This is a genomic window from Streptomyces coelicoflavus, from assembly GCF_003112555.1.
In the GTDB taxonomy this organism is placed as follows: Bacteria; Actinomycetota; Actinomycetes; order Streptomycetales; family Streptomycetaceae; genus Streptomyces; species Streptomyces coelicoflavus.
This window is the reverse complement of sequence record NZ_BEWB01000005.1, coordinates 451,532-477,334: the sequence shown is the minus strand read 5'-3', so window position 1 is coordinate 477,334 and position 25,803 is coordinate 451,532. Positions and strand designations below refer to the sequence as shown.

At 73.5% G+C, this 25,803-nt stretch carries 22 protein-coding genes; 6 read left to right on the top strand and 16 right to left on the bottom strand.

The features are described from left to right. Nucleotides 1–180: 180 nt before the first annotated feature. From Sco07f_RS13995 to Sco07f_RS13970, 6 genes are all read right to left on the bottom strand, one after another. Nucleotides 181–951 carry an SDR family NAD(P)-dependent oxidoreductase gene (locus Sco07f_RS13995; RefSeq protein ID WP_108988020.1) on the bottom strand — a complete coding sequence of 257 codons (771 nt, stop codon included), beginning with the start codon at nucleotides 949–951 and terminating at the stop codon, nucleotides 181–183. Between the two features lie 14 nt (nucleotides 952–965). Next, nucleotides 966–1,562, bottom strand: a complete 597-nt coding sequence (locus Sco07f_RS13990) for a PaaI family thioesterase (RefSeq protein WP_087793095.1) — start codon at nucleotides 1,560–1,562, stop codon at nucleotides 966–968. 86 nt (nucleotides 1,563–1,648) lie between these two features. Next, nucleotides 1,649–2,542: a MaoC/PaaZ C-terminal domain-containing protein gene (locus Sco07f_RS13985; RefSeq protein ID WP_108988019.1), complete on the bottom strand. Its 894-nt coding sequence runs from the start codon at nucleotides 2,540–2,542 to the stop codon at nucleotides 1,649–1,651. A 7-nt stretch (nucleotides 2,543–2,549) separates the two neighbouring features. Next, the gene (locus tag Sco07f_RS13980) at nucleotides 2,550–4,802 is read right to left on the bottom strand and encodes an acyl-CoA dehydrogenase family protein (RefSeq protein WP_108988018.1); all 2,253 of its coding nucleotides are present in this window, start codon (nucleotides 4,800–4,802) and stop codon (nucleotides 2,550–2,552) included. Nucleotides 4,803–4,811: 9 nt separating this feature from the next. Then, nucleotides 4,812–5,972: a steroid 3-ketoacyl-CoA thiolase gene (locus tag Sco07f_RS13975; RefSeq protein ID WP_108988017.1), complete on the bottom strand. Its 1,161-nt coding sequence runs from the start codon at nucleotides 5,970–5,972 to the stop codon at nucleotides 4,812–4,814. 166 nt (nucleotides 5,973–6,138) lie between these two features. Then, entirely contained in the window at nucleotides 6,139–6,885 is a 747-nt protein-coding gene (locus Sco07f_RS13970; RefSeq protein WP_108988016.1) for an SDR family NAD(P)-dependent oxidoreductase, read from the bottom strand. 216 nt (nucleotides 6,886–7,101) lie between these two features. Here Sco07f_RS13970 and Sco07f_RS13965 point away from each other — a divergent pair, with 216 nt between their 5' ends. Both Sco07f_RS13965 and Sco07f_RS40365 read left to right on the top strand, forming a co-directional pair. Further along, on the top strand, nucleotides 7,102–8,265 hold the full coding sequence (locus Sco07f_RS13965; RefSeq protein WP_108988015.1) for a 3-ketosteroid-9-alpha-monooxygenase, oxygenase component: 1,164 nt from the start codon (nucleotides 7,102–7,104) through the stop codon (nucleotides 8,263–8,265). Next, complete coding sequence (locus Sco07f_RS40365; RefSeq protein WP_218030736.1) at nucleotides 8,265–8,684, top strand: hypothetical protein; 420 nt, start codon at nucleotides 8,265–8,267, stop codon at nucleotides 8,682–8,684. The genes Sco07f_RS13965 and Sco07f_RS40365 overlap by 1 nt, the downstream gene beginning before the upstream one ends. Nucleotides 8,685–8,791: 107 nt before the next feature. Here Sco07f_RS40365 and Sco07f_RS13955 read toward each other — a convergent pair whose 3' ends face one another. The 8 genes from Sco07f_RS13955 to Sco07f_RS13920 are packed head-to-tail and all read right to left on the bottom strand — an operon-like array spanning nucleotide 8,792 to nucleotide 18,100. Continuing rightward, on the bottom strand, nucleotides 8,792–10,285 hold the full coding sequence (locus tag Sco07f_RS13955; protein WP_108988014.1) for an FAD-dependent oxidoreductase: 1,494 nt from the start codon (nucleotides 10,283–10,285) through the stop codon (nucleotides 8,792–8,794). Then, nucleotides 10,282–11,214, bottom strand: coding sequence for a VOC family protein (locus Sco07f_RS13950; protein ID WP_108988013.1), 933 nt, complete (start codon nucleotides 11,212–11,214; stop codon nucleotides 10,282–10,284). Before Sco07f_RS13950 ends, Sco07f_RS13955 begins: the two co-directional genes overlap by 4 nt. 19 nt (nucleotides 11,215–11,233) lie before the next feature. Further along, nucleotides 11,234–12,418 carry an acyl-CoA dehydrogenase family protein gene (locus Sco07f_RS13945; RefSeq protein WP_087792272.1) on the bottom strand — a complete coding sequence of 395 codons (1,185 nt, stop codon included), beginning with the start codon at nucleotides 12,416–12,418 and terminating at the stop codon, nucleotides 11,234–11,236. Between the two features lie 8 nt (nucleotides 12,419–12,426). After that, nucleotides 12,427–13,479, bottom strand: coding sequence for a 4-hydroxy-2-oxovalerate aldolase (gene dmpG / locus Sco07f_RS13940; RefSeq protein WP_087792271.1), 1,053 nt, complete (start codon nucleotides 13,477–13,479; stop codon nucleotides 12,427–12,429). A gap of 28 nt (nucleotides 13,480–13,507) precedes the next feature. After that, nucleotides 13,508–14,431: an acetaldehyde dehydrogenase (acetylating) gene (locus Sco07f_RS13935; protein ID WP_108988012.1), complete on the bottom strand. Its 924-nt coding sequence runs from the start codon at nucleotides 14,429–14,431 to the stop codon at nucleotides 13,508–13,510. 44 nt (nucleotides 14,432–14,475) lie between these two features. Next, nucleotides 14,476–15,513 carry a ferredoxin--NADP reductase gene (locus Sco07f_RS13930; RefSeq protein ID WP_108988011.1) on the bottom strand — a complete coding sequence of 346 codons (1,038 nt, stop codon included), beginning with the start codon at nucleotides 15,511–15,513 and terminating at the stop codon, nucleotides 14,476–14,478. Beyond that, a complete protein-coding gene (locus Sco07f_RS13925; RefSeq protein ID WP_108988010.1) occupies nucleotides 15,510–17,207 on the bottom strand; it encodes an FAD-binding protein in 1,698 nt (565 codons plus the stop codon). Before Sco07f_RS13925 ends, Sco07f_RS13930 begins: the two co-directional genes overlap by 4 nt. Next, the gene (locus tag Sco07f_RS13920; protein WP_244942045.1) at nucleotides 17,204–18,100 is read right to left on the bottom strand and encodes an alpha/beta fold hydrolase; all 897 of its coding nucleotides are present in this window, start codon (nucleotides 18,098–18,100) and stop codon (nucleotides 17,204–17,206) included. Before Sco07f_RS13920 ends, Sco07f_RS13925 begins: the two co-directional genes overlap by 4 nt. A 255-nt stretch (nucleotides 18,101–18,355) precedes the next feature. Between Sco07f_RS13920 and Sco07f_RS13915 the strand changes: the two genes are divergently transcribed. Then, nucleotides 18,356–18,931, top strand: coding sequence for a flavin reductase family protein (locus tag Sco07f_RS13915; protein WP_087792266.1), 576 nt, complete (start codon nucleotides 18,356–18,358; stop codon nucleotides 18,929–18,931). 78 nt (nucleotides 18,932–19,009) lie between these two features. On the opposite strand, the gene Sco07f_RS13910 is transcribed toward Sco07f_RS13915, so the two are convergent. After that, complete coding sequence (locus Sco07f_RS13910) at nucleotides 19,010–19,909, bottom strand: IclR family transcriptional regulator (RefSeq protein WP_087792265.1); 900 nt, start codon at nucleotides 19,907–19,909, stop codon at nucleotides 19,010–19,012. Nucleotides 19,910–20,307: 398 nt separating this feature from the next. Between Sco07f_RS13910 and Sco07f_RS13905 the strand changes: the two genes are divergently transcribed. From Sco07f_RS13905 to Sco07f_RS13895, 3 genes are all read left to right on the top strand, one after another. Beyond that, nucleotides 20,308–21,492 carry a beta-ketoacyl-[acyl-carrier-protein] synthase family protein gene (locus Sco07f_RS13905; RefSeq protein ID WP_108988008.1) on the top strand — a complete coding sequence of 395 codons (1,185 nt, stop codon included), beginning with the start codon at nucleotides 20,308–20,310 and terminating at the stop codon, nucleotides 21,490–21,492. A 184-nt stretch (nucleotides 21,493–21,676) separates the two neighbouring features. Further along, complete coding sequence (locus tag Sco07f_RS13900; protein ID WP_108988007.1) at nucleotides 21,677–23,836, top strand: ATP-binding SpoIIE family protein phosphatase; 2,160 nt, start codon at nucleotides 21,677–21,679, stop codon at nucleotides 23,834–23,836. 106 nt (nucleotides 23,837–23,942) lie between these two features. Further along, nucleotides 23,943–24,569, top strand: a complete 627-nt coding sequence (locus Sco07f_RS13895; RefSeq protein ID WP_108988006.1) for a histidine phosphatase family protein — start codon at nucleotides 23,943–23,945, stop codon at nucleotides 24,567–24,569. Between the two features lie 20 nt (nucleotides 24,570–24,589). On the opposite strand, the gene Sco07f_RS13890 is transcribed toward Sco07f_RS13895, so the two are convergent. After that, nucleotides 24,590–25,663 (bottom strand): LacI family DNA-binding transcriptional regulator, encoded by a 1,074-nt coding sequence (locus Sco07f_RS13890; RefSeq protein ID WP_108988005.1) that lies wholly within the window; start codon nucleotides 25,661–25,663, stop codon nucleotides 24,590–24,592. Between the last annotated feature and the right edge of the window lie 140 nt (nucleotides 25,664–25,803).

Genomic DNA, 25,803 nt, shown 5'->3' with positions numbered 1-25,803 from the left:
GCGTCGTGTCGGTGGTCGTACGGCGCCCCTCGGGCCACGCCCGCCCGGTCCCTCCCGCCGTCGGCGACGCTAGCCGCGGGCGGGTCGGCCGGGCCGGGACGGTCCCGCTGACCGGGAGGGACGGGCGTGGGCGGGTGCCGGCGACGCCGGGAGGGCGTCCGGACCGGCGGCGCCGGGTGCTCAGTCGAAGTTGGCCTGGCCGCCGTCGAGCGGCACGGTGGCACCCGTCAGGTAGCGGGCGTCCGGCCCGCACAGCATCACCACGGCCCGCCCGATGTCCCGTTCGCAGTCGCCGACGTAGCCCAGCGGGATGGTCGCGCTGAACTCGGCGGCCTCCTCGGGGTGGGCGTCCTGCCACGTGGCGTAGGCGGGGGACACGGCGTGCGGGGCGACGGCGTTGACGCGGATGCCGTCGCGGCCCCACTCGTTGGCGGCGGCCCGGGTGAGGGTGCGCAGGGCCGTCTTGGCCGCCGCGTAGGCCCCGTAGGTGCTCAGGTCCCAGCGGACCATGGCGGAGGTGACGACGTTGACGATCGCTCCGCCGTTCCGCTTCAGGTGGGGGTGCGCGGCGTTCATGAAGGCGAACGCCGCGAACGGCCCGCTCTCGAAGCCCTTGCGGAACTGGGCGCCGGACAGCGACAGCAGGGGGCCGTAGCAGCCGGTGTAGGCGTTGTTGACCAGGATGTCGATGCGGCCGAAGCGCGCGGCGACGGCGTCGACCGTGCCGGGGATGCGGTCCGTGTCCAGCACGTCGAGGACGAACGGCTCCGCCTCCACTCCCCTCGCGCGCAGCAGCTCGCAGGTCGCCTCCAGCTTGGCCGCGGTGCGCCCGAGTACGGCGACGCGGACGCCCTCGGAGGCCAGTGCGAGGGCGATGCCCCGGCCCACTCCCTGGCCGGCGCCGCTGACGAGGGCCACCTTGCCGTCGAGGCTCCGTACCGGCTCTGTCATGGTCGTCTCCCTCCTCAGCTCGGCCGCGGCAGCTGCTTGTTGACGAACAGGCCCTCCGCGGTGACGCAGACCCGGCCGCCGGCCGTGATCTCGCCGACCGTGCGGATCCGCGAGCCGTCCACCGAGACCTGCCGTCCGGTGACGGTGAGGGGCTCGAACAACGGGGTGGGACGCAGGTAGCGCAGGGTGAGTTCGGCGGTCATCCCGGAGGTGCCCGCCCAGTGGTTGGCGACACCCAGGGTGTGGTCGAGGAGCAGCGCCGACACGCCTCCGTGCACGTGGCCGGGCGGGCCCTGGTAGGGCAGGTCGAGGGTGACGACGCCCTCGATGGAGCGGTCCTCCCGGCCGTGCAGGGTGAGCGGTGGTGCGACGGCGTTCTCCGGGCCGGTGACGGGGTCGTGGCGGGTGACGCCCTCGCCGCGCCACATCTCGGCGAGGCGTTCGGGGACGGTGGGGGCCTTCTCGGTGAGCCCGTCGGTGACGGCGTCGAGACGCGCGGCGATCTCGGTCATGTCGGCGCCGGTCCCGTCACCGGCCCGCAGCAGGGCGGTGACCAGGCGGCGGGCGGCGGCGACCGCGGCGTCGACGCCGTCGCTGCGGGGCTCGGCCACGAGGCGCGGGCCGGACGCGGATGCGGACGGGGATGCGGATGGGGATGCGGATGGGGACGCTGGGGTGCCTTCGGCGGCGCGGGCGTTCACGGGCGCACCGTCGCCGTCGCGTGGGTGAGCACGGGCGCGTCGTCGCGCTCGGGGCAGGCGGCGTGCAGCAGGAGTCGCTGGGTGCCGTCGTCGTCCGGTGGCCCGTCGCGCCACACGGACGTCACGATCGACTCGCCGGGGACGAGGGGTCCCGCGAAGCGCACGGTGAGGCCGGTGAGGCGGGTGACGTCGCCGCCCAGGACGCCGTCGACCAGCGCCTTGGCGACCAGTCCGTAGGAGGCCAGGCCGTGCAGGATCGGCTGTTCGAAGCCGGCCGAGCGGGCGAAGGCGGGGTCGGCGTGGAGCGGGTTGAGGTCGCCGTTGAGCCGGTACCACAGGGCCTGTTGGGGCGTCGTGGCGGTGGTGAGGACGGTGTCGGCGGGGCGGTCCGGTGCCGCCGTGTGCTCCTCGGGTCCGGGGTCGCCGCCGAAGCCGCCCTCGCCGCGGGCCCAGATGCGGGTGGTCGTGGTCCACAGCGGTTCGCCGTCGGCGCCGGTGGCCGACGACTCCAGGACGACGAGGGCGGCCTTGCCCTTGTCCCGGACCTCGGCGACGCGGGAGCGCAGGGTCGCGGTGCCCGAGGCGGGCAGGGGGCGGTGCACCCGCAGTCCCTGTCCGGCGTGGAGTACGGCGCGCAGGTCGACGTCGATGCCGGGCATCTCCAGGCCCGGTGCGGGGGCCTCGCCGGCGGAGGGACCGGTGCCGGCCACCAGGGCGAAGGTGGGCAGCACCATGAGCTTCTTCTCGTAGGTCAGGTGCAGCTCGGGGTCGGTGGCCGCGGCGGCACCGGCGCCCAGGCTCAGGTGGTACAGGAGGACGTCGCGCGTGGTCCAGCGGATCTCGCGGACGGCGGGGTCCGCGCGCAGCGCCTTGTCGCGGTCGATGGGCATGGTCGGGTCAGCCTTTCCGGGTGGGCTCGGGGTCGCGGGGCAGGCCGAGGAGGCGCTCGCCGATGATGTTCAGCTGGACCTCGGTGGTGCCACCCGCGATGGACAGGCAGCGGGAGTTGAGGAACATCCACATGGCGTCGTGGCGTTCGCCCTCGCCGGTGAGCGCGGCGTCGCCCTGCCAGTCCACGCAGGTCTCCCAGACCCGCTGCTGGTCCTCGACGCCGAGGAGCTTGGCGATGGACGCCTCGGCGCCGGGCTGCTGTCCGGAGACGGTGCGCAGCGTGGTGCGCAGGGCGAGGAGGGCGCCGGTCTGGGCGTCGCAGAGGTGGCCGCCGAGGGTGGCGAGGCGTTCCTCGCCCAGGCCGTCGGAGTCCGGGCCGTCGGGGTCCGGGCCGTCGGAGTCAGGGCCGTCGGGGTCCGGCCCGTCCCAGGCGGCGGCGATCTCCAGCAGGGTTTCCGCGCCGGAGCCGACGGCGTCGTGGGAGAGGGCGACGCGTTCGTTGGCGAGGGTGGTGCGGGCGAGTTTCCAGCCGTCGCCGGGCGCGCCGACGAGCAGGTCGTCGGGGACGAACACGTCGTCGAGGAAGACCTCGTTGAACTCGGACTCCCCGGTGATCTGCCGCAGCGGCCGGATGTCCAGGCCGGGGCTGGTCATGTCGAGCAGGAAGTACGAGATGCCCCTGTGCTTGGGCACGCCGGTGTCGGTGCGGGCGAGCAGGACGCCCCAGTGGGCGTCGCGGGCCATGGACGTCCACACCTTCTGCCCGTTGATCCGCCAGCCGCCGTCGGTCTTCTCGGCGCGGGTGGTGAGGCCGGCGAGGTCGGAACCCGCACCGGGTTCGCTGAAGAGCTGGCACCAGCGGATGTCGCCGCGCAGACTCGGGGCGAGGAACCGCTCGCGCTGGGTGTCGTCGCCGTGGGCGATGAGCGTGGGCACCACCCAGCCGCCGATGATCATGTCGACGGGGGTGAGGTCCGCAGCGGCCAGTTCCTCGGCGATCACGAGTTGGGCCACCGGGTCGGCGCCCTTGCCCCAGGGGGCGGGCAGGTGCGGGGCGGTGTAGCCGTGGTCGGCGAGGTGGACGGAGCGCTCCCTGCCCTCCAGAGCGGCGGCCTCCCGCAGTTCGGCGCGGATGCCCTCGCGTACGGTCTCGGCCTCGGGCGGCAGTTCGACGCCGAGCCTGCGCCGGGTGCCGTCCAGGGCGAGGCGGGCGACGCGGCGGCGCCAGGCGGCGGTGGGACCGAGGGCGACGCGCAGGGTCTGGGCGCGGCGCAGCGCGAGGTGCGCGTCGTGTTCCCAGGTGAAGCCGATGCCGCCGAGCACCTGGATGCAGTCCTTGGCGGTGACAAACGCGGCCTCGACGGCGACGGCACCGGCCACGGCGGCGGCCAGCGCGGCCTCGCCGGGGTCCGCGCCGCCGGGGTCGCCCGCGCGGGCCGCGTCCCAGGCGCAGGCGCGGGCCTGCTCGGCCTGGGCGAGCATGCGGGCGCAGCGGTGCTTGACGCCCTGGAACTGACCGACGGGACGCCCGAACTGCTCGCGCACCCGGGCGTAGTCGGCGGCGGTGGTGACGCAGCGGTCGGCGATGCCGGAGGCCTCGGCGGCGAACAGGGTCGCGGCGAGGTCCCGGGGGCGCTCCGGTGCGAGGGCGAGGAGGTCGGCGGCCGGGACGGCCACCGAGCGCGCGGTCACCCGGGAGGAGCGGCGGGTGAGGTCGTGGCTGCGGACGTCGGTGGTGTCGACGGCGGCGCGGGGCAGCACGAGCCAGGTGGTGCGGCCCCCGTCGGCGGCGGGCAGCACGAACACGTCGGCGAGGTGGCCGCCGACGACGAGTCCGGAGGTGCCGGTGAGGGTGGCCGTGCCGTCGGCGGCGCGGGTGAGGGCGAGGGTGCCGGGGGCGAGCGCGACGGCGCCGAAGGAGGTGCCGGAGGCGAGCGCGGCGAGGTGGGTGCGGTGTCCGGCGGCGTGCAGGACGGCGGAGGCGAGCGTCGTGGGCAGGAAGGGTCCGGGTGCCATGGCCCGCCCCAGTTCCTCGGTGACGACGGCGAGTTCGACCAGCCCGTATCCGGCGCCGCCCGCGTCCTCCGGCAGGTGCAGTCCGAGCAGCCCCTGCTCGGCGAGGCCGTTGAAGTGGCCGGGGAGGATCTCCTTGTCGGCGTCGGCCGCCTCGCGGAGGGTGTTCTCGGTGATGTGCCGGTTCGCGAAGGCGCGTACGGCATCGCGCAGGTCGCGGTGCTCCTGGGTGAGCCCGATGGTCATGGCGGCTCCTCAGACGCGTTCGATGACGGTGGCGGTGGAGTGCGCCCCGCCGGCGCACATGGTGATCAGCGCGGTGGACTTGCCGGTGCGCTCCAGTTCGTGCAGGGCCTGGGTGACGAGCCGGGCCCCGGTGGAGCCGACGGCGTGGCCGAGGGCGATGGCGCCGCCGTTGACGTTGACCTTGTCCATGTCGGCCTTGTGGACCTGGGCCCAGGACAGGACGACGGAGGCGAAGGCCTCGTTGATCTCGACGAGGTCGATGTCGTCGAGGGTCATGCCGGCGGTGCGCAGCACCCGTTCGGTCGCGGCGACCGGGCCGTCCAGGTGGTAGTAGGGGTCGGAGCCGACCATGGTGGAGGCCACGATCCGGGCGCGCGGGCGCAGTCCTTCGCGGGCGGCGCGCTCCCGGCTCATCAGCAGGACGGCGGCGGCGCCGTCGCTGATCTGGGAGCTGTTGCCCGCCGTGTGGATGCCGTCGGGCAGGACCGGCTTGAGTGCGGCCAGTGCCTCGGGGGTGGTGTCCCGCAGGCCCTGGTCGCGGGTGACCAGGGCGGTCTCACCGGTGGGCCCCTCGGCGCCGATCACCGGAGCCTCGACGCCGATGATCTGCTTCTCGAAGCGGCCCTCCGCCCAGGCCCGGGCGGCGTTGCGCTGGGAGGCGAGGCCGAGGGCGTCCGCGTCGGCCCGGGTGATGCCCCGGTGGCGTGCGATGCGCTCGGCGGCGGTGAACTGGTCCGGCATGTCCAGGGACCAGCTCTCCGGCACGGGCACGCCGGTGTCGGGCGTGAGGGCCTTGCCGAGGAAGACCCGGCTCATCGACTCGACGCCGCAGCCGATGCCGGTCTCGATGGCGCCGGAGGCGATCAGACCGGCGACCAGGTGCACGGCCTGCTGGGACGATCCGCAGGCGCAGTCGATGGTGGTGCAGGCGGTGGTGTGCGGGAGCCCGGTGTGCAGCCAGGCGTTGCGGGTGACGTTGTTGGACTGCTCACCGGCCTGGGTGACACAGCCCCCGATGACCTGCTCCACGGTGTCGGGGGCGATACCGGCCCGCTCGACGAGGCCCTTCTGGGCGAGGCCGAGGAGCTCCGCCGGGTGGAGCCCGGACAGGACACCGCGGCGCCGGCCGACCGGTGTCCGCGCGGCTTCGACGATGACGGCCTCGGTCATGGCTCTCCGTATGGGGTGAGGGGGCGTGGGGCCCGGGACTGGCTGACAGTGGTTCCTGCCGCTTCGAAGATTCCTGCTGCCCCGAAAACTAGAATTCGTTATCGAAGTGAGCAAGATCCAGTCCCGCTCAGTGGCCGCCGCCCCTGCCACCACCTCTCCGGAGCCGTCAGATGTGCGATCCCCCGTCCACCCGCAGCTCGGCCCCGGTGAGGTACCCCGCGTCGCGGGAGGCCGCGAAGGCGATCGCCCCGGCGATCTGCTCGGGTTCGGCGGCGCCGAACGGGGAGCGGATCCGCCCGTAGTAGGAGACGTCCAGGCCGGGCGGCAGCACGTGCGGCCCGGCCAGCGGCGTGGCGACCGAGCCGGGCGAGACGGGCACGACGCGGATGCCCCGGTGGGCGACCTCGGCGGCCAGGGACAGGGAGAAGCCGAGGACGGCGCCCTTGGAGGCGGCGTAGGCGGTCATGTACGGGTTCCCGTGCGCCGCGGCCGACGAGGCGACGTTGACGACGACGCCGGTGCGGTCCGGCAGCAGGGGCAGGGCCTCCCGGCAGAACAGGGCGGTGCCGACGGCGTTGACCGTGAAGAGCTGGTGCAGGTCGGCGACGGTCAGCCGGTCGATCGGTGTGGTGCGGTGGATCCCGGCGACGTTCACCAGGACGTCGAGGCCGCCGAGTTCGTCCGCCGCCGCCCGTACGGCGTCCACGACCGCGCCCTCGTCGGCGACGTCGGCGACCCGGGTCGCGATCCGCCCGGGACCGCAGGACGCGGCTGCCGTTTCGGCCAGTCCCGCGCCGGACAGGTCGACCGCGAACACCGCCGCGCCCTCCGCGGCCAGACGCAGCGCGGTGGCCCGCCCGATGCCGGATCCACCCCCGGTGAGCAGGACCTTCGTACCCTCGAAGCGGTTCATCGCGGCTCCTCTTCACTGCGTGTGCCGACGGACGGGGCGGCGGACTGTACGCCCGCCGGCCGCGGCGTCGGGGGCCCGGTCCCACCGACCGGGACCGCCCCTCGCGCGGCCCCGGACCACCGGTACCGGTCAGTGGGACTCACCGCCGTGGACCCGCAGGTCCGCGCCTACCGTCCGGACCGTGGAGTCCACGCGTCCTGAGGGGATGAGAGCAACGTGAGCGCAGTCGAGTCAGCACACGACGACGTCAGGGCCATCGAGGCGGCCGCGGCACCGACCCGCTTCGCGCGCGGCTGGCACTGCCTGGGCCTCGCCGAGAAGTACAAGGACGGCAAGCCGCACGCGGTGACGGCCTTCGGCCAGAAGCTCGTGGTGTTCCAGGCCGGTGACGGCACGCTCAACGTCCTGGACGCCTACTGCCGGCACATGGGCGGCGACCTCTCCCGGGGCACGGTCAAGGGCGACCAGGTGGCCTGCCCCTTCCACGACTGGCGCTGGGGCGGCGACGGACGCTGCAAGCAGATCCCGTACTCCAAGCGGGTCCCGCTGCGGGCCCGTACGGCGGCCTGGCCGACCCTGGACCAGGACGGCATGCTGTTCGTCTGGAACGACCCGGAGGGCAACCCGCCGCCCGCGGACGTGACCGTCCCCCGCATCGAGGGCGCCACGAGCGACGAGTGGACCGACTGGCTCTGGTACGAGACCGTGGTCGACGCCAACTGCCGTGAAGTGGTGGACAACGTCGTCGACATGGCCCACTTCTTCTACGTCCACTACTCCTTCCCGACGTACTTCAAGAACGTCTTCGAGGGACACACCGCCACCCAGTACATGCGCGGCACCGGCCGTCCCGACGCGCGCCCGCAGGAGCAGGACGGCAAGCCGAAGACCAGCGGCAGCAACTCGGTGGCCTCGTACCACGGCCCGTCCTTCATGATCGACAACCTCACCTACCACTACGAGAACGCCGACGACGTGCGCTCGGTCCTGATCAACTGCCACTACCCCGTGGACGCGAACCGCTTCGTGCTCCAGTACGGCATCGTCGTCAAGCGCTCGGCGTCCCTGTCGGCCGAGGAGGCCGAGGAACTCGCGGCGGGCATGGGTCAGTTCATCAAGCTCGGGTTCGAGCAGGACATCGAGATCTGGAAGAACAAGACCCGCATCGACAACCCGCTGCTGTGCGAGGAGGACGGCCCGGTCTACCAACTCCGCCGCTGGTACGAGCAGTTCTACGTCGATGCCGCCGACGTGACGCCGGAGATGACCGACCGCTTCGAGTTCGAGCTGGACACCACGCGGCCCGTGGAGGCGTGGCAGCGGGAGGTCGAGGCCAACCTGGCCCGCAAGGCCGCCGTCGCCGAGGGCCGGCCGGTCTGATGCGCGTCGGCCAACAGAACGACACCAGGATCGACAGCCGGGTCGACAACCGGCTCGACACCCGGCGCGCCGACGGGGTCCCGATGCGGCCGCTGGCCTGCGAGCGGTGCGCCGCCGAGGTGCTGGTGCGCAAGAGCAGCTGGCAGCAGACGAGCGTGCAGTGGACCGCGCGGGCCACGGCGGCCTGCGCGGAGCGGGACGCGGCCGGCGGAACGAGTGGGACGAGTGGGACGGGCGGAACGGGCGGGACCGAGGGGGCTTTCGAAGGCTGCCGGTCCCTGCGCGACACGATCCGCGAGGCGGCGCTGCGCGGCCGTATCGAGGTCGTGGACCCGGCGGGCCCCGGCCCCGGCCACGACACCGACGCCGACGCCGACGCCCACACCGATACCGGCCCCCTGCCCGGCCATCGAGCCTGAGCCCGCTCCCTCCCCCGGACCGTCCGCCGGGACACTTCCCCCGGGCCCGGCGGACACAACGGTGGGGCCGGGTACGCGCACCCCGCGCGTACCCGGCCCCACCGCGTTCAGGAGGCGGACCGAAGCCCCGCCGCTGCCGCCACACCGGCACGGCGGCCGAAGAACGTCCCGTCACCGAGCGACGTACCGCTGACGTACCCCTCGCCGTGGATGCCGGAGGCCGCCCGCCCCGCGGCGAACAGGCCGGGCAGGACGGCGCCGGACACGTCGAGCACGGCGCCGTCCACGGTGGTGCGCAGCCCGCCGAGGGTGAATCCGGCGACGCCCGTGCCCGCTCCCGCGCTGGGCCGCCCGCCCTGGTGGAAGCCGGCCCTGGGATCGATCGCCGCGAACGGCCCCTCCAACGGACGGAGCCAGCGCGCGTCCTTGTGGAAGTACGGGTCACGCCCGCGCGCCGCGTGCGTGTTGTAGGTGCCGACGGACGACTCCAAGGACCCCGGCGGCATGCCGAGTTCGCCCTCCAGCTCGCCGAGGGTCTCGGACACGAACCGGGGGACGACGCCCCAGCGTTCGCGCTCGGGCACCGCCTCGTAGCCCTCCTCGTCGACGATCACCCAGTACGGGGCCGGCTGCGTCAGCACGGCGGCCACGCTGAACAGGCCCGGGTAGACGTCCTCGTTGACGAAGCGCTGCCCGTGGGCGTTGACGAGCATGCCGCGCACGGCCAGGGCGGGCAGTGCGGTCAGGGCCAGTTCGACCACGCCCATGCGGCGGGTCGCGGCACCGAGGGCGGCGGCCATCCGGATGCCGCTGCCGTCGTCGAGGCCGTCGCTGACCCTGCCGTGGGCGAGCAGGTGCGGGGCGTGGTCGGCGAGCATCTCCTCGTTGTCGGCGAACCCGCCGGTGGTGAGCACCACTCCCCCGCGCGCCCGGTACGCCAGGTCCTCGCCGTGCCGGCGGGCGGTGGCGCCGACGACGCGGCCGGTGTCGTCCACGATCAGGGCCGTGGCCAGGGTGTCGGAGTGCGTCACCGCGCCCGCCTCCCCGGCGGCGGCGACCAGCTTCTCCATCACCAGCCAGCCGCCGAACGCCTCGGTGGCCGTGCGGTGCCCGCGGGGCGCGGGCCGGGCGATCTCGTTGTACGGCCAGGCGTTCTCACCCAGCCACATCAGACCGTCCCGGGTGGTCGGCATCCAGGTCGGCGCGTCCCACAGGGTCGGTTCGAAGGCCAGTCCCCGGTCCACGAACCACTGGAAGTGGGCGACGCTCTCCTCGCAGTACAGGCGCAGTTTCTCGTCGTCGGCGTGCGGTCCGAGGGCCGCCCGGAGGTAGGAGTACATCTCCTCGGGGCTGTCCTCGAAGCCGCAGGCCCTCTGCACCTCGGTGCCGCCGCCCAGGTACAGCTCGCCGCCCGACAGGGCCGACGAGCCGCCGGGGCCGCCCGCCCGCTCCAGGACCAGGACACCGGCGCCCGCCGACGCGGCCTCGAACGCGGCGGCGGCCCCGGCGCAGCCGTGTCCGACGACCAGTACGTCGGTCTCGGCGGCCCAGCGGGTGACCGTCCCGGCGCGGACTGGTGTCACCGGCCGGGCGGTGCTCACGCGTCGGTCCCGGGCGGCGGGGTGAAGGCGGCGAGCGGTTCGGAGCCGGACCAGTCGTGGCCCCAGTAGCTGTCGGCGGTGATCTCCTCGGCGGTGTAGTGCCGTTCGTCGACGCGCATGCCCTCGCAGCCGTACTCGATGTCCCAGCCGCCGGGGGCGCGCACGTAGAAGGAGACCATCTTGTCGTTGGTGTGCCGGCCCAGCGTGGAGGAGAGCGAGAAGTTCCGCTTGTTCACGTTGTCGAGGGCGCGGCCGACGGCGTCGAGGGTGTCGACCTCGACCATGAGGTGGACGAGGCCGGGTTCGCCGCTGTGCGGGGCGGGGCAGACGGCGAGGCTGTGGTGGCGTTCGTTGACGCCCATGAAGCGCACCCGGCGGGGCGGCGCGTCGGACGCCTGGCCGCCGATCCGGATCCCGCCGCGCGGCAGGAAGCCGAGCACCTCGGTGTAGAAGGCGACCGTGTCGTCCATGGCGGTGGTGGGCAGCACCACGTGCCCCATGCCCTGCCCGTCGGTGACGAACCGCTGCCCGAGGCCGGTCAGCACGGGGCTGTGGTCGAGGATCGGTGCGAAGAACACCTCGACGGGCACCCCCGCCGGGTCCTCGAAGGCGAGGCCGGCCTCGACTCCCCGGTCGTCGGCCTCCTCCTGGCTCAGCATCTTCACGGCCGTGCCGGACGCCTCGACGGCGCGGCCGACGGCGGCCAGGGCGAACTGGTCGCGCACCTCCCAGCCGACGGACAGCACGCGGTCGGTGTCGCCGGGCAGGACGACGAGCCGGGCGCGGCGCTCGTCCATGCGCAGGTGGAGAGCCTCGGGGTCGGGCCCCGATCCCTCGGCGAACCCGAGGGCGTCCACGGTGAGTTCGCGCCAGCGGTCGATGTCACGGGTCTGGACCCGTAGGTAGCCGAGTCCTCGGATCTGGGTCATGTCTGGTCCTCCTGGGTGGTCAGATCATCGAGCGCATCGGGCCCTGCGGCGGCTCCACGCCGATCTCCGTGAGGGCGGAGGCGTGGAAGACGGACCCGGGCACGTGGATGGCGTGCGCGAGACCCGTGTGGACGTCGCGCCAGAAGCGCTGGATCGGGTTGTCGAGCCGCATGGCGTTGCCGCCGGAGCGGGCCACGATCTCGTCGACGGCGCGGACCGCGCGCCAGGCGGCGGCGGCCTGGGTGCGCCGTCCGACGGCGCGGCGCTCGAAGGTGATCTCCTGTCCGGCGGCGACCATGTCGTACATCCGGCTGACGTTGTCCAGCAGCGCGGCGCGGGAGGCGGCGATCTCGGCGGCCGCGTCACCGACGGCGTAGAGCACGTACGGGTCGTCCCGCACGGCCTGCCCGGTGATCTGCACCCGGTCGCGCTGGTAGGCGAGGTGGTGGGCGAGGGCGCCCTCGCACATGCCGATGACGGCGGAGGTGATGCCGAGCGGGAAGGCGGCGGAGAACGGCAGCCGGTAGGCGGGGTTGGTCAGGCCGGACTCGGCGGCCAGGGAGCCGTCCACCACCTTGGCGTACTCGACGACCCGGTAGGCGGGGACGAAGGCGTCCTTGACGACGACGTCCTTGCTGCCGGTGCCGCGCAGGCCGACGACGTCCCAGGAGTCCTCGACGATCTCGTAGTCGGCGCGCGGCAGGATGACGTGCACGGACCGCGGCGGGCTCAGCCGGTTGCCGTCGGCGTCGGCGAGGAAGCCGCCGAGGAAGATCCACCGGCAGTGGTCGGTGCCGGAGGAGAACTGCCAGCGGCCGTTGAAGACGTAGCCGCCGTCGACGGGCCTGAGCAGGCCCATCGGCGCGTACGGGGAGGCGATCCAGGTGTCCGGGTCCTCGCCCCAGACCTCCTCCTGGACCCGCGGGTCGGCCATCGCCATCTCCCAGGGGTGCACGCCGACGACCCCGGCGACCCAGCCGGTGGCTCCGTCGCAGGCGGCGATCCGCATGACCGTCTCGGCGAACTCGCGCGGGTGCAGTTCGAGTCCGCCGTAGGCCTTGGGCTGGAGCATGCGGATGGCGCCGACGTCGCGCAGGACCTTGACGGCCTGGTCGTCGAGCCGGCCGAGGGCTTCGTTGGCGGGGCCGAGGGCGCTGATCTCGTCGGCGCGTGCCTCGACGGCCTCGAGTACGGGATTGGTCATGGCTGGGCTCACTTCCCCGGGGAGGTCGGTGCGGTGGCGCGGTCCCTCTCGGCGAGGCCGACCGCGATCTCGATGAGCTGGTCCTCCTGGCCGCCGACGAGTTTGCGGCGCCCGGCCTCCAGCAGGATCTCGGCGCCGGACACCCCGTACTTGCCGGCCTGGCGGGCGGCGTGCTTCAGGAAGCTGGAGTAGACGCCGGCGTAGCCCATGGTCAGCGACATGCGGTCGAGCAGGCACTCGCCGTCCATGACGGGCCGTACGACGTCCTCGGCGGCATCGATGATCTTGAGCACGTCGATGCCGGTGCGGATGCCCAGGCGTTCCGCGACGGCGGCGAACCCCTCGACGGGGGTGTTGCCGGCGCCCGCGCCGAAGCGGCGGGTGGAGCCGTCGATCTGGGTGGCTCCGGCGCGCACGGCGAGCACCGAGTTGGCGACGCCGAGGCCGAGGTTCTCGTGGCCGTGGAAGCCGACCTGGGCGTCGTCGCCGAGTTCGGCGACCAGGGCGGCGATGCGGTCGCCGGTCTCCTCCATGACGAGGGCGCCGGCGGAGTCGACGACGTAGACGCACTGGCAGCCGGCGTCGGCCATGATGCGGGCCTGCCGGGCCAGTGCCTCGGGCGGGCTGCTGTGCGACATCATCAGGAAACCGACGGTTTCCAGGCCGAGTTCGCGGGCGAGGCCGAAGTGCTGGACGGCGATGTCGGCCTCGGTGCAGTGGGTGGCGATGCGGCAGATCGAGGCGCCGTTGTCGGCGGCCTCGCGGATGTCGTCCTGGAGGCCGAGGCCGGGCAGCATCAGGAAGGCGATCCTCGCGCGCCGTGCGGTCTTCACCGCGGCCTTGATGAGTTCCTGCTCGGGGGTGTGGCTGAAGCCGTAGTTGAAGGAGGACCCGCCGAGGCCGTCGCCGTGGGTGACCTCGATGACGGGGACGCCCGCGTCGTCGAGGGCGGCCACGACGGAGGTGACGTGGTCGACGGTGAACTGGTGCTGCTTGGCGTGTGAGCCGTCCCTGAGGGACGAGTCGGTGACGCGGATGTCCAGGTCGGTGCTGTAGGGCATGACTCGTGTACTCCTCGGTGGGCGGGTCTCAGGCACCGGCGCGGCGGGCGGTGATCCGCTGGGCGAAGCCCTCGCCGACCTTGGTGGCGGCGGCGGTCATGATGTCGAGGTTCCCGGAGTACGGGGGCAGGAAGTCGCCCGCTCCCTCCACCTCCAGGAACACCGCCACGCGGGCGAGTCCGCCGCTGACCGGGGTCGGCTCGTCGAACTGCGGCTCGGTGCGCAGCCGGTAGCCGGGCACGTAGGAGGCGACCTTGGCGACGGTCTCGTGGATGGACGCGGTGACGGCGGCGTGGTCGGCGTCGGCGGGGATCGCGCAGAAGACGGTGTCCTGCATGAGCATCGGGGGTTCGGCCGGGTTGAGGATGATGATGGCCTTGCCCCTGGCGGCGCCGCCGATGGTCTCGATGCCGCGGCTCGTGGTGAGGGTGAACTCGTCGATGTTGGCGCGGGTGCCGGGCCCGGCGGACGGCGAGGCGACGCTGGCGACGATCTCCGCGTACGGCACCTCGGTGACCCGGGAGACGGCGTGCACGATCGGGATGGTGGCCTGGCCGCCGCAGGTGATGAGGGAGACGTTCGGCGCGTCGAGGTGGTCGCCGAGGTTGACGGCGGGCACGACGGCGGGGCCGATGGCGGCCGGGGTGAGGTCGATGGCCTGGATGCCGAGGGCGGCGTACCGGGGCGCGTTGGCCTTGTGGACGTGGGCGGAGGTGGCCTCGAAGACCAGGTCGGGCCGCTCGGCGCCGGACAGCAGCGGTTCGACGCCGTCGGCGCCGGTGTGCAGTCCGTGGTCGGCGGCGCGCTTGAGGCCGGGGCTCTGCGCGTCGATGCCGATCATCCAGCGCGGCTCGATGGTCTCGGAGCGCAGCAGCTTGTACATCAGGTCGGTGCCGATGTTGCCGGATCCGACGATCGCGGCGGTCGCCTTGGTCACTGTTTCGAACCTCATCCGAGTCGAGGGAGTCCAGAGAAGAAGAAGGGGTGGGGAGGCGGTCAGCCGTCGTAAGTGACCTTCAGCCGGTCGCTGACCGGGCGTGCCTGGCAGGCGAGGACGAGTCCGTCGGCCAGGTCCTGGGCGTCGAGGACCTCGTTGCGTTCCATCACGACCTCGCCCTCGACGAGGACGCAGGCGCAGGCGCTGCACGCGCCCTCCCGGCAGGAGTAGGGAGCGTCGAGTCCGGCCGCGAGGAGCACGTCGAGCAGGGGCCTGCCGCGGGGCCAGTCGACGGTGCGGCTGACGCCGTCCAGCTCCACCTCGGCCGTGCTGACGGGCCCCTCGGTGCCGGCCTCCGGGTCGTTGTCCGGCTCCGCGAAGGGGTCGCCGGTCAGGGAGGTGAACCGCTCGACGGTGATCCGGCCGGCGGGCACCCCCAGGTCGGCGAGGGCGCCCGTGGCCAGGTCCATGAAGGGGCCGGGCCCGCACACGAAGGCGGGACGGGCGGCGTACGGCGCGGCGAGGGCGCGCAGCCCGGAAGCCGTGGGCCTGCCCTGGAGGGACTCCAGCCAGTGCAGGACGGTGAGCCGGTCACCGTACTCCCGTGCGAGCGCGGTCAGTTCCTCGCGGAAGATGACGGACTGCTCGTCCCGGTTGGCGTAGACGAGGGTGACGCGGCCGGTCCCGGCGTGCAGTGCGGAGGTGAGGATCGACATGACGGGGGTGATGCCGCTGCCCGCGGCGAACAGGAGGAAGTCGCCGTCGAGGGAGTCGGGGGTGAAGGTGCCGGCGGGCCGCAGCACCTGGAGGGTGTCGCCCTCGGCGACGTGGTCGCAGATCCAGTGCGAGGCGTAGCCCCCCGCGGTGCGCTTGACGGTGACCTTGAGCAGTTCGTCGCGGACCGGTGAGCTGCACAGCGAGTAGCAGCGCGCGGCGCCGCCGTCCCGCTCGGAGGGCACCCGCAGGGTGAGGAACTGGCCCGGACGGTAGGCGAACGCGGCCCGGTCCTCCTCGGCGGGCTCCAGGACCAGCGAGTGCGCGTCGGCCGTCTCCCGGATCACCTTGACGACGCGTACGGTCAGCGGGCCGGGGCTCACGGCGCGTCCTGGGAGGTGACCGGCCCGGTGCGGTCGGCGGCGGCCGCGTGCCGGGCGGCGATGTGCCCGAACACGATGGAGGGGCCGATGGTGGCGCCCGGACCGGCGTACTCGCCTCCCATCACGGACGCCGAGGTGTTGCCGGTGGCGTACAGTCCGGCGATGGCCGAGCCGTCCTCGCGCAGTACCCGGCTGTGCTCGTCGCAGACCAGGCCGCCCTTGGTGCCGAGGTCGCCGACCTCGATGCGCACCGCGTAGTAGGGGGCCTTGTCGATCTCGTCGAGGTTGGGGTTCTTGAGGGTGGGGTCGCCGTAGTAGCGGTCGTAGGCGCTGTCGCCGCGGCCGAAGTCGGTGTCCTTCCCGCTGCGGGCGAAGCCGTTGAACCGCGCCACGGTCTGGGCCAGCGTGTCGCTCGGGACGCCGATCCGCTCGGCGAGTTCCCCGATGCTGTCGGCGCGGTGCACGGTGCCCTTGTCGTAGAACGCCTTGGGGAACGGCATGCCGGGCAGCACCTGGGCGAAGGGGTAGCGGGCGCGGGCCTTGGCGTCCATCACGAACCAGGCGGGGACGTGTCCGCCGGCCAGCTGGTCGTGGACGAAGTTGACGTACGGCGACGACTCGTTGGTGAAGCGCCTGCCGTCGCCGGAGACGATCACCGACGGCGGGATGCAGCGCTCCGAGACGAGCGGGACGGTGGCGCCGGAGGGGTGGTGCACGGACGGCATCCACCAGGCGTCGTCCATGAAGTCCAGTGCGGCACCGAGGGCCTGGCCGGCCGTGATGCCGTCGCCGACGTTCTCGACGGCTCCGGCGCTGTGATTGTCCCGGCCGCCCTCGGGGAGGTACTTCTCGCGCATCTCCGGGTTGTGGTCGAAGCCGCCGGTGGCGAGGAGCACGCCGCGGCGGGCACCGACGCGCACGGTGCGGCCGTCGCGGGTGACGACGACCCCGGTGACCTTCCCGGCGTCGTCGACGACGAGTTCGGTCATGGGGCTGCGCAGCCACACCGGTACGCCGGCGTCCTTGAGGGCCATGCGCAGGCGGGCGACGAGGGCGCGGCCGCCGGTGGCCATGTGGCGGCGGCGCACGACGTTGGAGGAGACCCGCCAGGCGGCCACGACCGACGCCCAGCGTCCGCGCCAGGTCCGCTTGACCATGGCGAGGTCGCGGTAGTCCTTCGCGGTGATCCACAGGCCGAGGGGGCCCTTGAGGCTGTTGGGCCGCTGGTGCTTCTCGTCCTCGCCGAGCCTGCGGGTGTCGAAGGGCAGCGCCTCCACGGACCGGCCGAGCGGGCGTCCGCCGTCGTACTCGGGGTGGTAGTCGGCGTACCCCTTGACCCAGAAGAACCGCATCCAGCGGCTCTTGCCGAGCAGTGCCATCGCGGCGGGCCCCTGGTCGACGTAGGCGTCGAGGCGGGCGGCGGGCACCCGGCCCTCGGTGAGCCGGTCCAGGTAGCGGCGGATCGACTCGCGGCTGTCGTCGTGGCCCTTGGCGCGCAGGGTGGGGTTGTTGGGGATCCAGATGCCACCGCCGGAGATGCCGGTGGTGCCGCCGTACATCGCGCCCTTCTCGACGACGACGGTGCTCAGTCCGCTGTCGGCGGCGGTCAGCGCGGCGGCCATGCCGCCTCCGCCGCTGCCGACGACGACGAAGTCGAACTCCTCGTCCCAGCCCTGCCGGGCGGGGGTGCTCACGCCGCGTCCTTGCGCGTCGCGTCCGCACCGGCCGATGCGTCGCGGGTCAGGAAGGCGAGAACGGCGCTCTCCCAGGCGGCCTTCTGCTCGATCATCACCCAGTGCCCGCAGTCGGGGAAGACGTGCAGCTCGGCGTCCGGGATGGTGCGCATGGGCAGGAGGGCCATGTCGACGGGGCTGACGCGGTCGTCGCGGCCCCAGGTGAGCAGCGTCTTCGCCTTCAGCCGGTGCAGCAGCGCCCAGTACGGTGCCTCGTCGGAGGCGGCCGCGGCGGCGGCGCGGGCGGCGAAGGCCTCGCTGCCGTACATCAGGCGGGCGCTCGCGAGCGTCTCGGGGTCGGTGGCCTGCGCCCAGCGCTCCTCGATCAGCTCCTCGGTCACCAGTGCCGGGTCGTACACCATGGAGTGGAGCCAGCGCACCAGGCCCTCGCGGGAGGGCGCGTCGGTGAACTCGGTGAGCAGTTTGATGCCTTCACCGGGCGCCGGGCTGAACACGTTGCGGCCGATGCCGCCGATCGTCACCAGGCGGCGCACCCGGTCGGGGTGGGCGAGCGCGAAGCGGGTGCCGACGATGCCGCCCATGGAGTTGCCGACGACGTCGACCCGCTGGAGGCCGAGGCCGTCCAGGAACCGCGTGACGGCCGAGGCCGCGGTCGCCATGGGGTGGCCGTCGGCCGGGTCGCTGACGCCGAACCCGGGGAACTCCAGGACGAGGCAGCGGAAGTGCTCGGCGAAGGTGCCCAGGTTGTGGCGGTAGTTGCGCCAGCCGGTGACGCCGGGGCCCGAACCGTGCAACAGCAGCAGGGGCGGACCGTCTCCGGCCTCGTGGTAGCGCAGCACACCCTGATCTGTGGGGAGTTCGCGCAGTGTGGAGTCGTGACTCAGCTCCGTCATCATTCCCTGCCCTCGGTGGACCTCGGTGGTCGGTGGTCCCGGACGGTAGTCAGGGCCGGCCGGGCGGCGCGGGAGGCGTCTCGGTCAGCGGGATGCGTACGGCGGGGGCGGGTTCGGCACGGCGAGGGGGGCCGGGCCGGAGGGTGGTTCCACTCATCGGGAACGGGCACCCGGCCCGGCCGGAGGGTGTCCTAGCTTCGGCCCCCTGCCCGCTCCCGGGCACATCACCGCACCGTCCCCCTCGAGGTGAAACCGATGACCGCAGAGTCCCTGTCCCCGCCCGAGGCCGCCGAGGAGACCGAGCCGACGCCCCTGCGGATGCGGCGCGTCATGGGCACCTTCGCGTCCGGCGTGACCGTGGTGACGGGGACGGGCCGGGACGGCGCCCCGGTGGGGTTCGCCTGCCAGTCCTTCGCGTCCGTCTCGCTCGAACCGCCCCTGGTCCTGTTCTGCGCGGACCACCGGGGGCGCGCCTGGCCGAGGATCAGGGAGTCGGGCCGGTTCGGCGTGAACATCCTCGGCGCGGAACAGACGGACCTGTGCGGCCGGTTCGGGTCCAGCAGGGGCCGCAAGTACGAGGGGCTGGACTGGGAGCTGTCCCGCTGGGGCACTCCGTCGCTGCCCGGCGTCCTGACCCGGGTGCACGCCGACGTCCACGCCGTGCACCCGGCCGGGGACCACGACGTGGTGGTGGGCCGGGTCCTCGCCCTGGAGACCGTGACCGAGCGGGATCCGATGCTCTTCTTCCGCGGCGGCTTCGGCGTCCGGAGCACGGCCGCGGCAGCGGTCTCGGCCCCCGACGTGTGGGGGTGGGGCGACCACTGGGGGTGAGCGGCGGGGCGTTCGGAGACCCGTACCGGTCCCGCCCGGCCCGCCCCGGACTCACCGGGGCCGGGGCGGTGCCCCCGTCTACTGCCAGTCGCCGTACTGTCCCGCGGCGAGCAGACGGTCCATGGCCTGCGCGGACCACGTCTCCTCCGGCACGGGGGCGGACGCCGTCCTGCGCGGCGCCCGGACCGGGGCCTGCCGGCGGGGGAACAACTCCCGCGACACCTGCCGGGCGGCGTCCACCACCAGCGGGGCGACCTTCTCCAGCGGCGACCAGGCGTCCCCCACCAAGGAGATCGCGGCGACCGGTCCGTCGGGGCCGCGCACCGCGGTGGCCGCGCAGGCGATGTCGGGGAAGCACTCTCCGCGCTCGAAGGCGAGCCCGTGCCGGCGCCGGATGCGGTCCAGTTCCTGGTGCAGGGTGCCCATGTCGCAGATCGTGCGCTGGGTCAGCCGGCCGATGGACTCGCCGGCCCGGGCCTCGACGTCCTCCGGTTCGAGCCAGGCGAGCATGGCCTTGCCGAGTGCCGTCGAGTGGGCCGGTGCCCGGCCGCCGACGCGCGAGGGGACGGTCGCGGCGAACCGGCCCCCGACCTTGTCCAGGTAGTAGACCTCCGCGCCGTCGAGGACGGCCAGGTGGACGACGAGTCCGGTCCGGAGCTGGAGCTGGTGCAACCGGGCGGCTGCGGCCTCGCGGATCCTGCTGTGCGCCCCGTCTCCGCCGCCGAAGCCGAGGGCCCGGCGCCCCAGTCCGTAGCCCAGGCCGGTGTGTTCGAGCCAGCGCAGCCGCACCAGCTGGTCGAGGATCCGGTGCGCCGTCGACCGGGGCAGCCGGGTGCACCGGGCCACTTCCTCCAGGGACAGCCGGGCTGTGCGGCCCTCGAACAGGTCCATGATGAGCGTCACCCGCTCGACCATCGACGGCGGCAACTCTCGACGGACCGGCGCGTGCTCGGTGGAAAGACCATCGACAGCCGTCATGGGAGCCTCCAGTCACAGACTGAAATGAATTCTTGTTTTCCGGAATGTAACAGCGCTCCCGAACGGTGAGAAGAGATACGGGCCGGCTCTTTTGCCGCCGCGGCCACCCTCGGCGCGCACCTCGGCGTGTGCGCCGTCTCACGCATCCCGATGCCGCCCAAGTTGCGTGGGTCACTGCGCAAATGCCCCTTTCGCCGCCATGCTCGAAGTACGAAGCGCCGCCCCGAAGTGGCCCGAAGTGGTGTGCGCCGCCGACGACTTGGCCGACGCACGTCGAAGTGAGCCACGCCACAGCACGCGTGACGCTGCCCCTCCCCCACGGCTCACCCGCTCCGCAGACTCACCCGCTCATCTGCTGCTCACCCGCTCCTCGCAGAATCCGTAGAAAGGTGCCGAACGTGGCCGCATACCTGTGCGCTCCCGCCGTGATACACGGCGAGCACTCCGTGGACACCCGAGAGATCGTGGCGGAAGTACACGGCAGGCACCCAGACGCGGCGTGGGCGCCGCGGATCGACGGCATCGCGGCCAGTACGGGTATCGAGACCCGCGGCTGGATGCTCCCCCTGGAGGCCGCCGTCGCGCCCGGCGCCGGGCGCGGTGCCGGTACGGCCGGCGCGGGGGCCGCCCGGGAGGCGCTGATCCGCGACGGGTTCACCGAGCAGGACGCGGACCGCGTGATCGCCGCTCTCGAGGCGGTGCCCGCGCCGCAGACCGTCCAGGAGCGCACCGCCCCGGCCTGGGAGGCCGTGCAGGCCTACGGGGAGCGTGCGGCGCGCGGTGCCCTGCAAGCCGCCGGTCTGGACGTCGCGGACGTCGACTGCCTGATCACCAGCAACTCCACCACCCCGGCGCTGCCCGGACTGGACGTCGCCCTGGCCAACCGGCTCCCGCTGCGCGGCGACACCATGCTGCTGCCGGCCACGCAGTGGGCCTGCGTGGCCGGGACCCGTTCGCTGGCGCTGGCGGCGGACCTGGTGGCGGCGGACCCGGACCGGGTGGTCCTGGTCGTGATCTCCGAGGCGCTGAGCACCACCTACCAGCCCGCCGACGACACCCTGGAGTCCCTGATCGTCCGGCTGCTGTTCGCGGACACCGCGGTCGCCGCGGTGGTCACCGGCCGCCCGAGGCCCGAGTCGGTGCTCCGGCTGGACGCCGCCTGGCACCACACCCTGCCGGGCACGCGGGACCTGCACCGCCTGGAGACGTGGGCGGACGGCACCCACTTCGTGATGGACCGGCGCGGGCCGCGGGCGGTGCAGGAGACGGTCACCGCGATGTGGGAGTGGCTCCGCGTCCGCTACGAGGACGACCCCGCCGCCTGGCACCCCGACGTCCTGCTCGCCCACCCCGGCGGCACCCGGGTGCTGGAGTACATGGAGCAGACGATGCCCGACGAGTGGCCGTCGGGACTCCTGGAGTACAGCCGGGACAGCTACACCACCGGCAACCGCGGGGGCGCCGCCGTGTTCGACATCCTGCGCCGGGCGCACGACGCCGGGCAGAAGGCGGGCAGCCGTGCCGTCCTGTACGCGGCGGCACCCGGCCTCACGGCCACCGCCCTCGAAGGGGAATGGCTGTAGGGGAGGCCGCGGGAGCGGGACGCCGTCACCTTCCGTGTTCGCGGTGCGGCCCGCCGGTGTGGGCGAAGCGTCCGCGGGTGTTATTGAATGGGGTGTGCGGTCGGGGTACTCGGGGCTCTTCCGCACGGGTTCGGGTACGGCCCCGGCACTGGGCCGGGGGTGGCGAGTGAGCTGAGGGAGCCGCATGGACTCCACACCCCCCTCTTCGTCCTCGTCGCCGTTCGACCTGGTCAGCAGCGCCCTGGGGCGCTACATCCCGCGGGGCCAGGCGGCGGCGCCCGGCCCCGCCGGGTCACCGTCCGACCCTGCCGGCGCCCCGCCGGAGCAGGACGTTCCGGCAGCGGGCCCCCAGGAGCAGATCCTCGGCGCGGTCAATCTCGACCGGGAGCTGAGAGTCACCCACCGCAATCTCGAGGCGCCCGTCTTCGCGGGGCTGGACGCCCCGACCGGGAGTCCGTTCGTCGATCTGCTGCCGCAGGGGGACGTACCGACGGTCACCCGCCGGTTGCGGCAGGTCCTCGAGACCGGTGAGGCGCACGTGGCCCGGGTCCAGCGGCTCCGCCGGGCCGACGGGTCGGAGCTGGTGGTCTCGATGAGCATCCTGCCCGCGGCGGCTCCCCAGGAGGGCCTGACCGTCTCCCTGATCGCCATGGCCAGGAGGCTGCACCTGTACGCCGCCGAGACCGCGATCGGCACCTCGCTGGACATCGGCGAGACCGCGCAGTCGCTCGCGGAGTCCCTGCTGGCCTGGGGAGACGTGGCCGCCATCGATCTCGACTTCGCCGTGTGGACGGGCGAGGGGGTCACCGAGCGGGCGCAGGACCGCATCCGGCTGCGCAGGGCGGCCCTGGTGCCGGACCGGGCGTGGCCCGAGGGCTATGTCACCCTGGGCGACGATCTCCCCGGCGAGGCGAGCCGCCTGCTGGCGCAGGCCATACGGCGTGCCGACACCCCGCAGTCCATCGTCATCCCCGACCGGGCCGCGATCGAACGCGTACTCGGAAGTCCGCGGCTGGTGCGTGCTCTGGTGCCCTCGGACCGCTCGGCGGGTGTGGCGTGCGTGCCCCTGGTCCTGGAAGGCGATCCGCCCGTCGTCCTGGGCGTGGCGGAGGTCTGGCGCCGGGCCGACCGTCCCTTCGCCGACAGCGAGCTGCTCGACCTGGAGGAGCTGGTCGCCAGGACCTCCCACCACGTGGACCTGGCCCGACAGCACCAGCGCGAGCACACGCAGGTGCTGGCCCTTCAGCGCCGGCTGCTGCCGCGGTCCGGCGGTGGCACCATCCAGACCGCCAGCGTCTACCAGCCCACCACCCCCGACAGCGCGGGCGTCGGCGGTGACTGGGTGAACAGCTTCCCGCTGCCGGACGGACGTACCGCGCTGGTGGTCGGTGACGTCGTCGGGCACGGGCTGGGCGCCGCGGCGACCATGGGCCAGCTGAGCATGGAGGCCCGCGCGCTGCTGTCCGCGGGACTCGCGCCCGACGAGGTGCTGGAGCACCTGGACGAGACCGTGACGCTGCTGGACGACGCGGAGACCGGGCTGGCGGCCGGTTACAGCGCCCTCGGGTCGACGTGCTGCATCGCCGTCTACGACCCGGTCAGCCACCGGGTGGCGCTGTCCAGCGCGGGCCACCTCCCGCCGATCCTGGTGTCGCCGGACGGACGTGCCGGTCCCCTCGCGCTCCGTCCGCACCCCGGCCTGGGCGCCGAGTTCGCCCTGCGGGAGCCGTTCGGCGTGCACACCTTCGTCGCGCCCCCGGGTTCCCTGCTCGCCCTCTACACGGACGGCCTGGTCGAGGATCCGGCCGTACCGATCGACGAGGGCATCGGCAGACTGTCGGACGCCGTGGCCTCGGTGCACCCCTGGGACCCGTTGCAGCAGGCCGCGCGGCGGGTGGTGTCCGAGGTGATGCCGGCGCGCCAGCGCGACGACGTGACCCTGCTGCTCGCGCGCATGATCGGCTACCGGAAGGAGGACACCGCGACCTGGCGGCTGCCCGCCCGGGACGACGCGGCCGTCCGGGCCCGCGAGCTGGTCTCCGCGCTGCTGCGGCAGTGGCGCACCAGGGACGGCACCCGGGACAGTGTGCTGCTCCTGGTCAGCGAACTCGTCACCAACGCGGTCCGCCACGCCGGCGGGCCCATCACCGTCCGGCTGATCCGGGACGGCCCCGGCCTGCTGTGCGAGGTCGGCGACACCGGCAACGGCAGACCGCGGCTCGGCCGGGCCGGGCTCCTCGACGACGGCGGCCGCGGCCTGCACGTGGTGCACCGGCTCACCACCCGGTGGGGGGTGCGCTGGACGGAGACGGGCAAGGTGGTCTGGGCGGAGGTCGTACGGTGAGGCGGCCGCGGGTCGGTACGTCCGGAGCGGTGCGGGCAACCGGGGCACGGTAGCCGGACGTCCGTCGAGGTGGAAGATCACCCGTGCACCCCGAGGGAGCCCCGAGATGACCGGCACGGCCACCCGTTACCTCTACCTCGCCCGGCACGGCGAGGCGTCACCGGACGAGAGCGACCTGACGGACTCGGGCCGGCGCCAGGCCGCCCTGCTCGGCAGGCGCCTGAGGGACGTCCCCTTCACCTCCGTCCACCACGGCCCGCTGCCACGGGCGGAGCAGACCGCACGTCTGGTCGCCGCCGAACTGAAGGGCGTCACCCCGCACGCCTGCGAGGCCGCCGGTGACTACGTGCCCCACCTGCCGGAGCGGTCCGAACTCCCCGCCGAGTCCGCGGACTTCTACCTGCGCTTCCTCGCCGGTGCCGGCCAGGAGGAACGCGAGCGCGGCCCCGAACTCGCCCGGCTGGCGCTGCGCCGGTTCACCGGGGCGGTCACGGACGGCGCGGAGGACCGCCACGACCTGGTCGTCACCCACAACTTCCTCATCGCCTGGCTGGTCCGGGACGCCATGCACGCGCCGAAGTGGCGCTGGCTCGGCCTCAACCACGGCAACGCGGCGCTCACGGTCATCCGGTACGCCCCCGGCCGGGCGGCCTCCGTCCTCGTCGCCAACGACATGCGGCACCTGCCCGACGAGCTGCGATGGACGGGCTTTCCCCCCGAAGTGCGCGTCTGACCGTGTCTCGGCCGTTGCGACTACGCCCGCGTCCGGGGCGCGGCCGTGCTGGCGCGCACGACCAGGGCGGGCTCGACGGAGGCGGGTTCCGGGGCAGCGCCCGGGTCCGCGATGTGCCGCAGCAGGTGGGCGACCGCGAGGGCACCCATCTCGGCGAACGGCTGGGCGACCGTGGTCAGCGAGGGCGAGCAGTACTCGGCGAGCGCGATGTCGTCCACTCCGACGACGGAGATGTCCCGCGGCACCCGGCGGCCGAGTTCGTGCAGGGCGCGGACCACTCCGAAGGCCATCTCGTCGCTGGCCACGAACACCGCGGTGACGTCGGGGATCTTGCCCAGGACCAGTCCGTTGCGGTAACCGGAGGCAGGCGTCCAGTCCCCCTCCAGCACCGGCGGCACGGGCAGTCCCGCCTCCTCCAGGGTGTCGCGCCAGCCGGCACCGCGGCTGGCGGCGTCGAGCCACTCGGCCGGCCCCGCGACGTGCCAGACCGCCTCGTGGCCCAGCTCAATGAGGTGACGGGTCGCCAGCCGCGCCGCCAGGGTCTGGTCGACGGCCACGACCTCGGTCGCCGGGGTTCTCGACCCGTCGACGGTCACGGTCGGTACCGAGCGGGTGAGCTGCTCGATCCGCGGGCTCACGTGGACCAGCGGCACCGAGAGGATCACGCCCTCCACGTCCTGCTCCGCCAGCCGGGACAGCGCACCCTCGATCGCCGCGGTGTCCAGTGACGCCGTGGTCGCGGTGCTGACCGCGTACCCGGCCCCGCGGGCCGCGGTCTCGATGCCGAAGATCAGGTTCGCCCGGGAGTAGAAGGTGGTCTGAAGCGTCACGACGCCGATCGTCCGGCTGCGCCCCGACGACAGCATGCGTGCCGCGTTGTTCTTGCGGTAGCCGAGCTGCTCGACCGCGGCGAGCACCTTGGCGCGGGTCTTCTGCTGGACGTTGGGGTGGCCGGCCAGGGTGCGGGACACCGTCTGGGCGGAGACGCCGGCGAGCCGGGCGACATCGGTCATCCCCGGCTGCCGCGCCGACCCGTCGTCGACCGTCCGCTTGCCCGGGGGCGTCCTGCCGGCTTCCGGCGTTCCCGATGACATCGCTCGCCTCTCCACAGAAACCGCGGCCCGAGCCGCCTGTGACACGTGATGGTCCGTACCGCAGTCTAGCCGGGCGAGACCCATTGGCATCGATAACATCCTCTGCCATAGTTTCCGCCAACGCACAGCTCGAGGGACGT

Bases quoted from the DNA above. Each gene is read 5' to 3' on its own strand.
- Sco07f_RS13910 (WP_087792265.1), bottom strand. From the start codon at position 19,909: ATGACGGCTGTCGATGGTCTTTCCACCGAGCACGCGCCGGTCCGTCGA.
- Sco07f_RS13950 (WP_108988013.1), bottom strand. From the start codon at position 11,214: ATGACCCAGATCCGAGGACTCGGCTACCTACGGGTCCAGACCCGTGAC.
- Sco07f_RS13900 (WP_108988007.1), top strand. From the start codon at position 21,677: ATGGACTCCACACCCCCCTCTTCGTCCTCGTCGCCGTTCGACCTGGTC.
- dmpG (WP_087792271.1), bottom strand. From the start codon at position 13,479: ATGCCCTACAGCACCGACCTGGACATCCGCGTCACCGACTCGTCCCTC.
- Sco07f_RS13935 (WP_108988012.1), bottom strand. From the start codon at position 14,431: ATGAGGTTCGAAACAGTGACCAAGGCGACCGCCGCGATCGTCGGATCC.
- Sco07f_RS13945 (WP_087792272.1), bottom strand. From the start codon at position 12,418: ATGACCAATCCCGTACTCGAGGCCGTCGAGGCACGCGCCGACGAGATC.
- Sco07f_RS13980 (WP_108988018.1), bottom strand. From the start codon at position 4,802: ATGACCATCGGGCTCACCCAGGAGCACCGCGACCTGCGCGATGCCGTA.
- Sco07f_RS13920 (WP_244942045.1), bottom strand. From the start codon at position 18,100: ATGACGGAGCTGAGTCACGACTCCACACTGCGCGAACTCCCCACAGAT.
- Sco07f_RS13915 (WP_087792266.1), top strand. From the start codon at position 18,356: ATGACCGCAGAGTCCCTGTCCCCGCCCGAGGCCGCCGAGGAGACCGAG.
- Sco07f_RS13895 (WP_108988006.1), top strand. From the start codon at position 23,943: ATGACCGGCACGGCCACCCGTTACCTCTACCTCGCCCGGCACGGCGAG.
- Sco07f_RS13985 (WP_108988019.1), bottom strand. From the start codon at position 2,542: ATGCCCATCGACCGCGACAAGGCGCTGCGCGCGGACCCCGCCGTCCGC.
- Sco07f_RS13970 (WP_108988016.1), bottom strand. From the start codon at position 6,885: ATGAACCGCTTCGAGGGTACGAAGGTCCTGCTCACCGGGGGTGGATCC.
- Sco07f_RS13890 (WP_108988005.1), bottom strand. From the start codon at position 25,663: ATGTCATCGGGAACGCCGGAAGCCGGCAGGACGCCCCCGGGCAAGCGG.
- Sco07f_RS13995 (WP_108988020.1), bottom strand. From the start codon at position 951: ATGACAGAGCCGGTACGGAGCCTCGACGGCAAGGTGGCCCTCGTCAGC.
- Sco07f_RS40365 (WP_218030736.1), top strand. From the start codon at position 8,265: ATGCGCGTCGGCCAACAGAACGACACCAGGATCGACAGCCGGGTCGAC.
- Sco07f_RS13975 (WP_108988017.1), bottom strand. From the start codon at position 5,972: ATGACCGAGGCCGTCATCGTCGAAGCCGCGCGGACACCGGTCGGCCGG.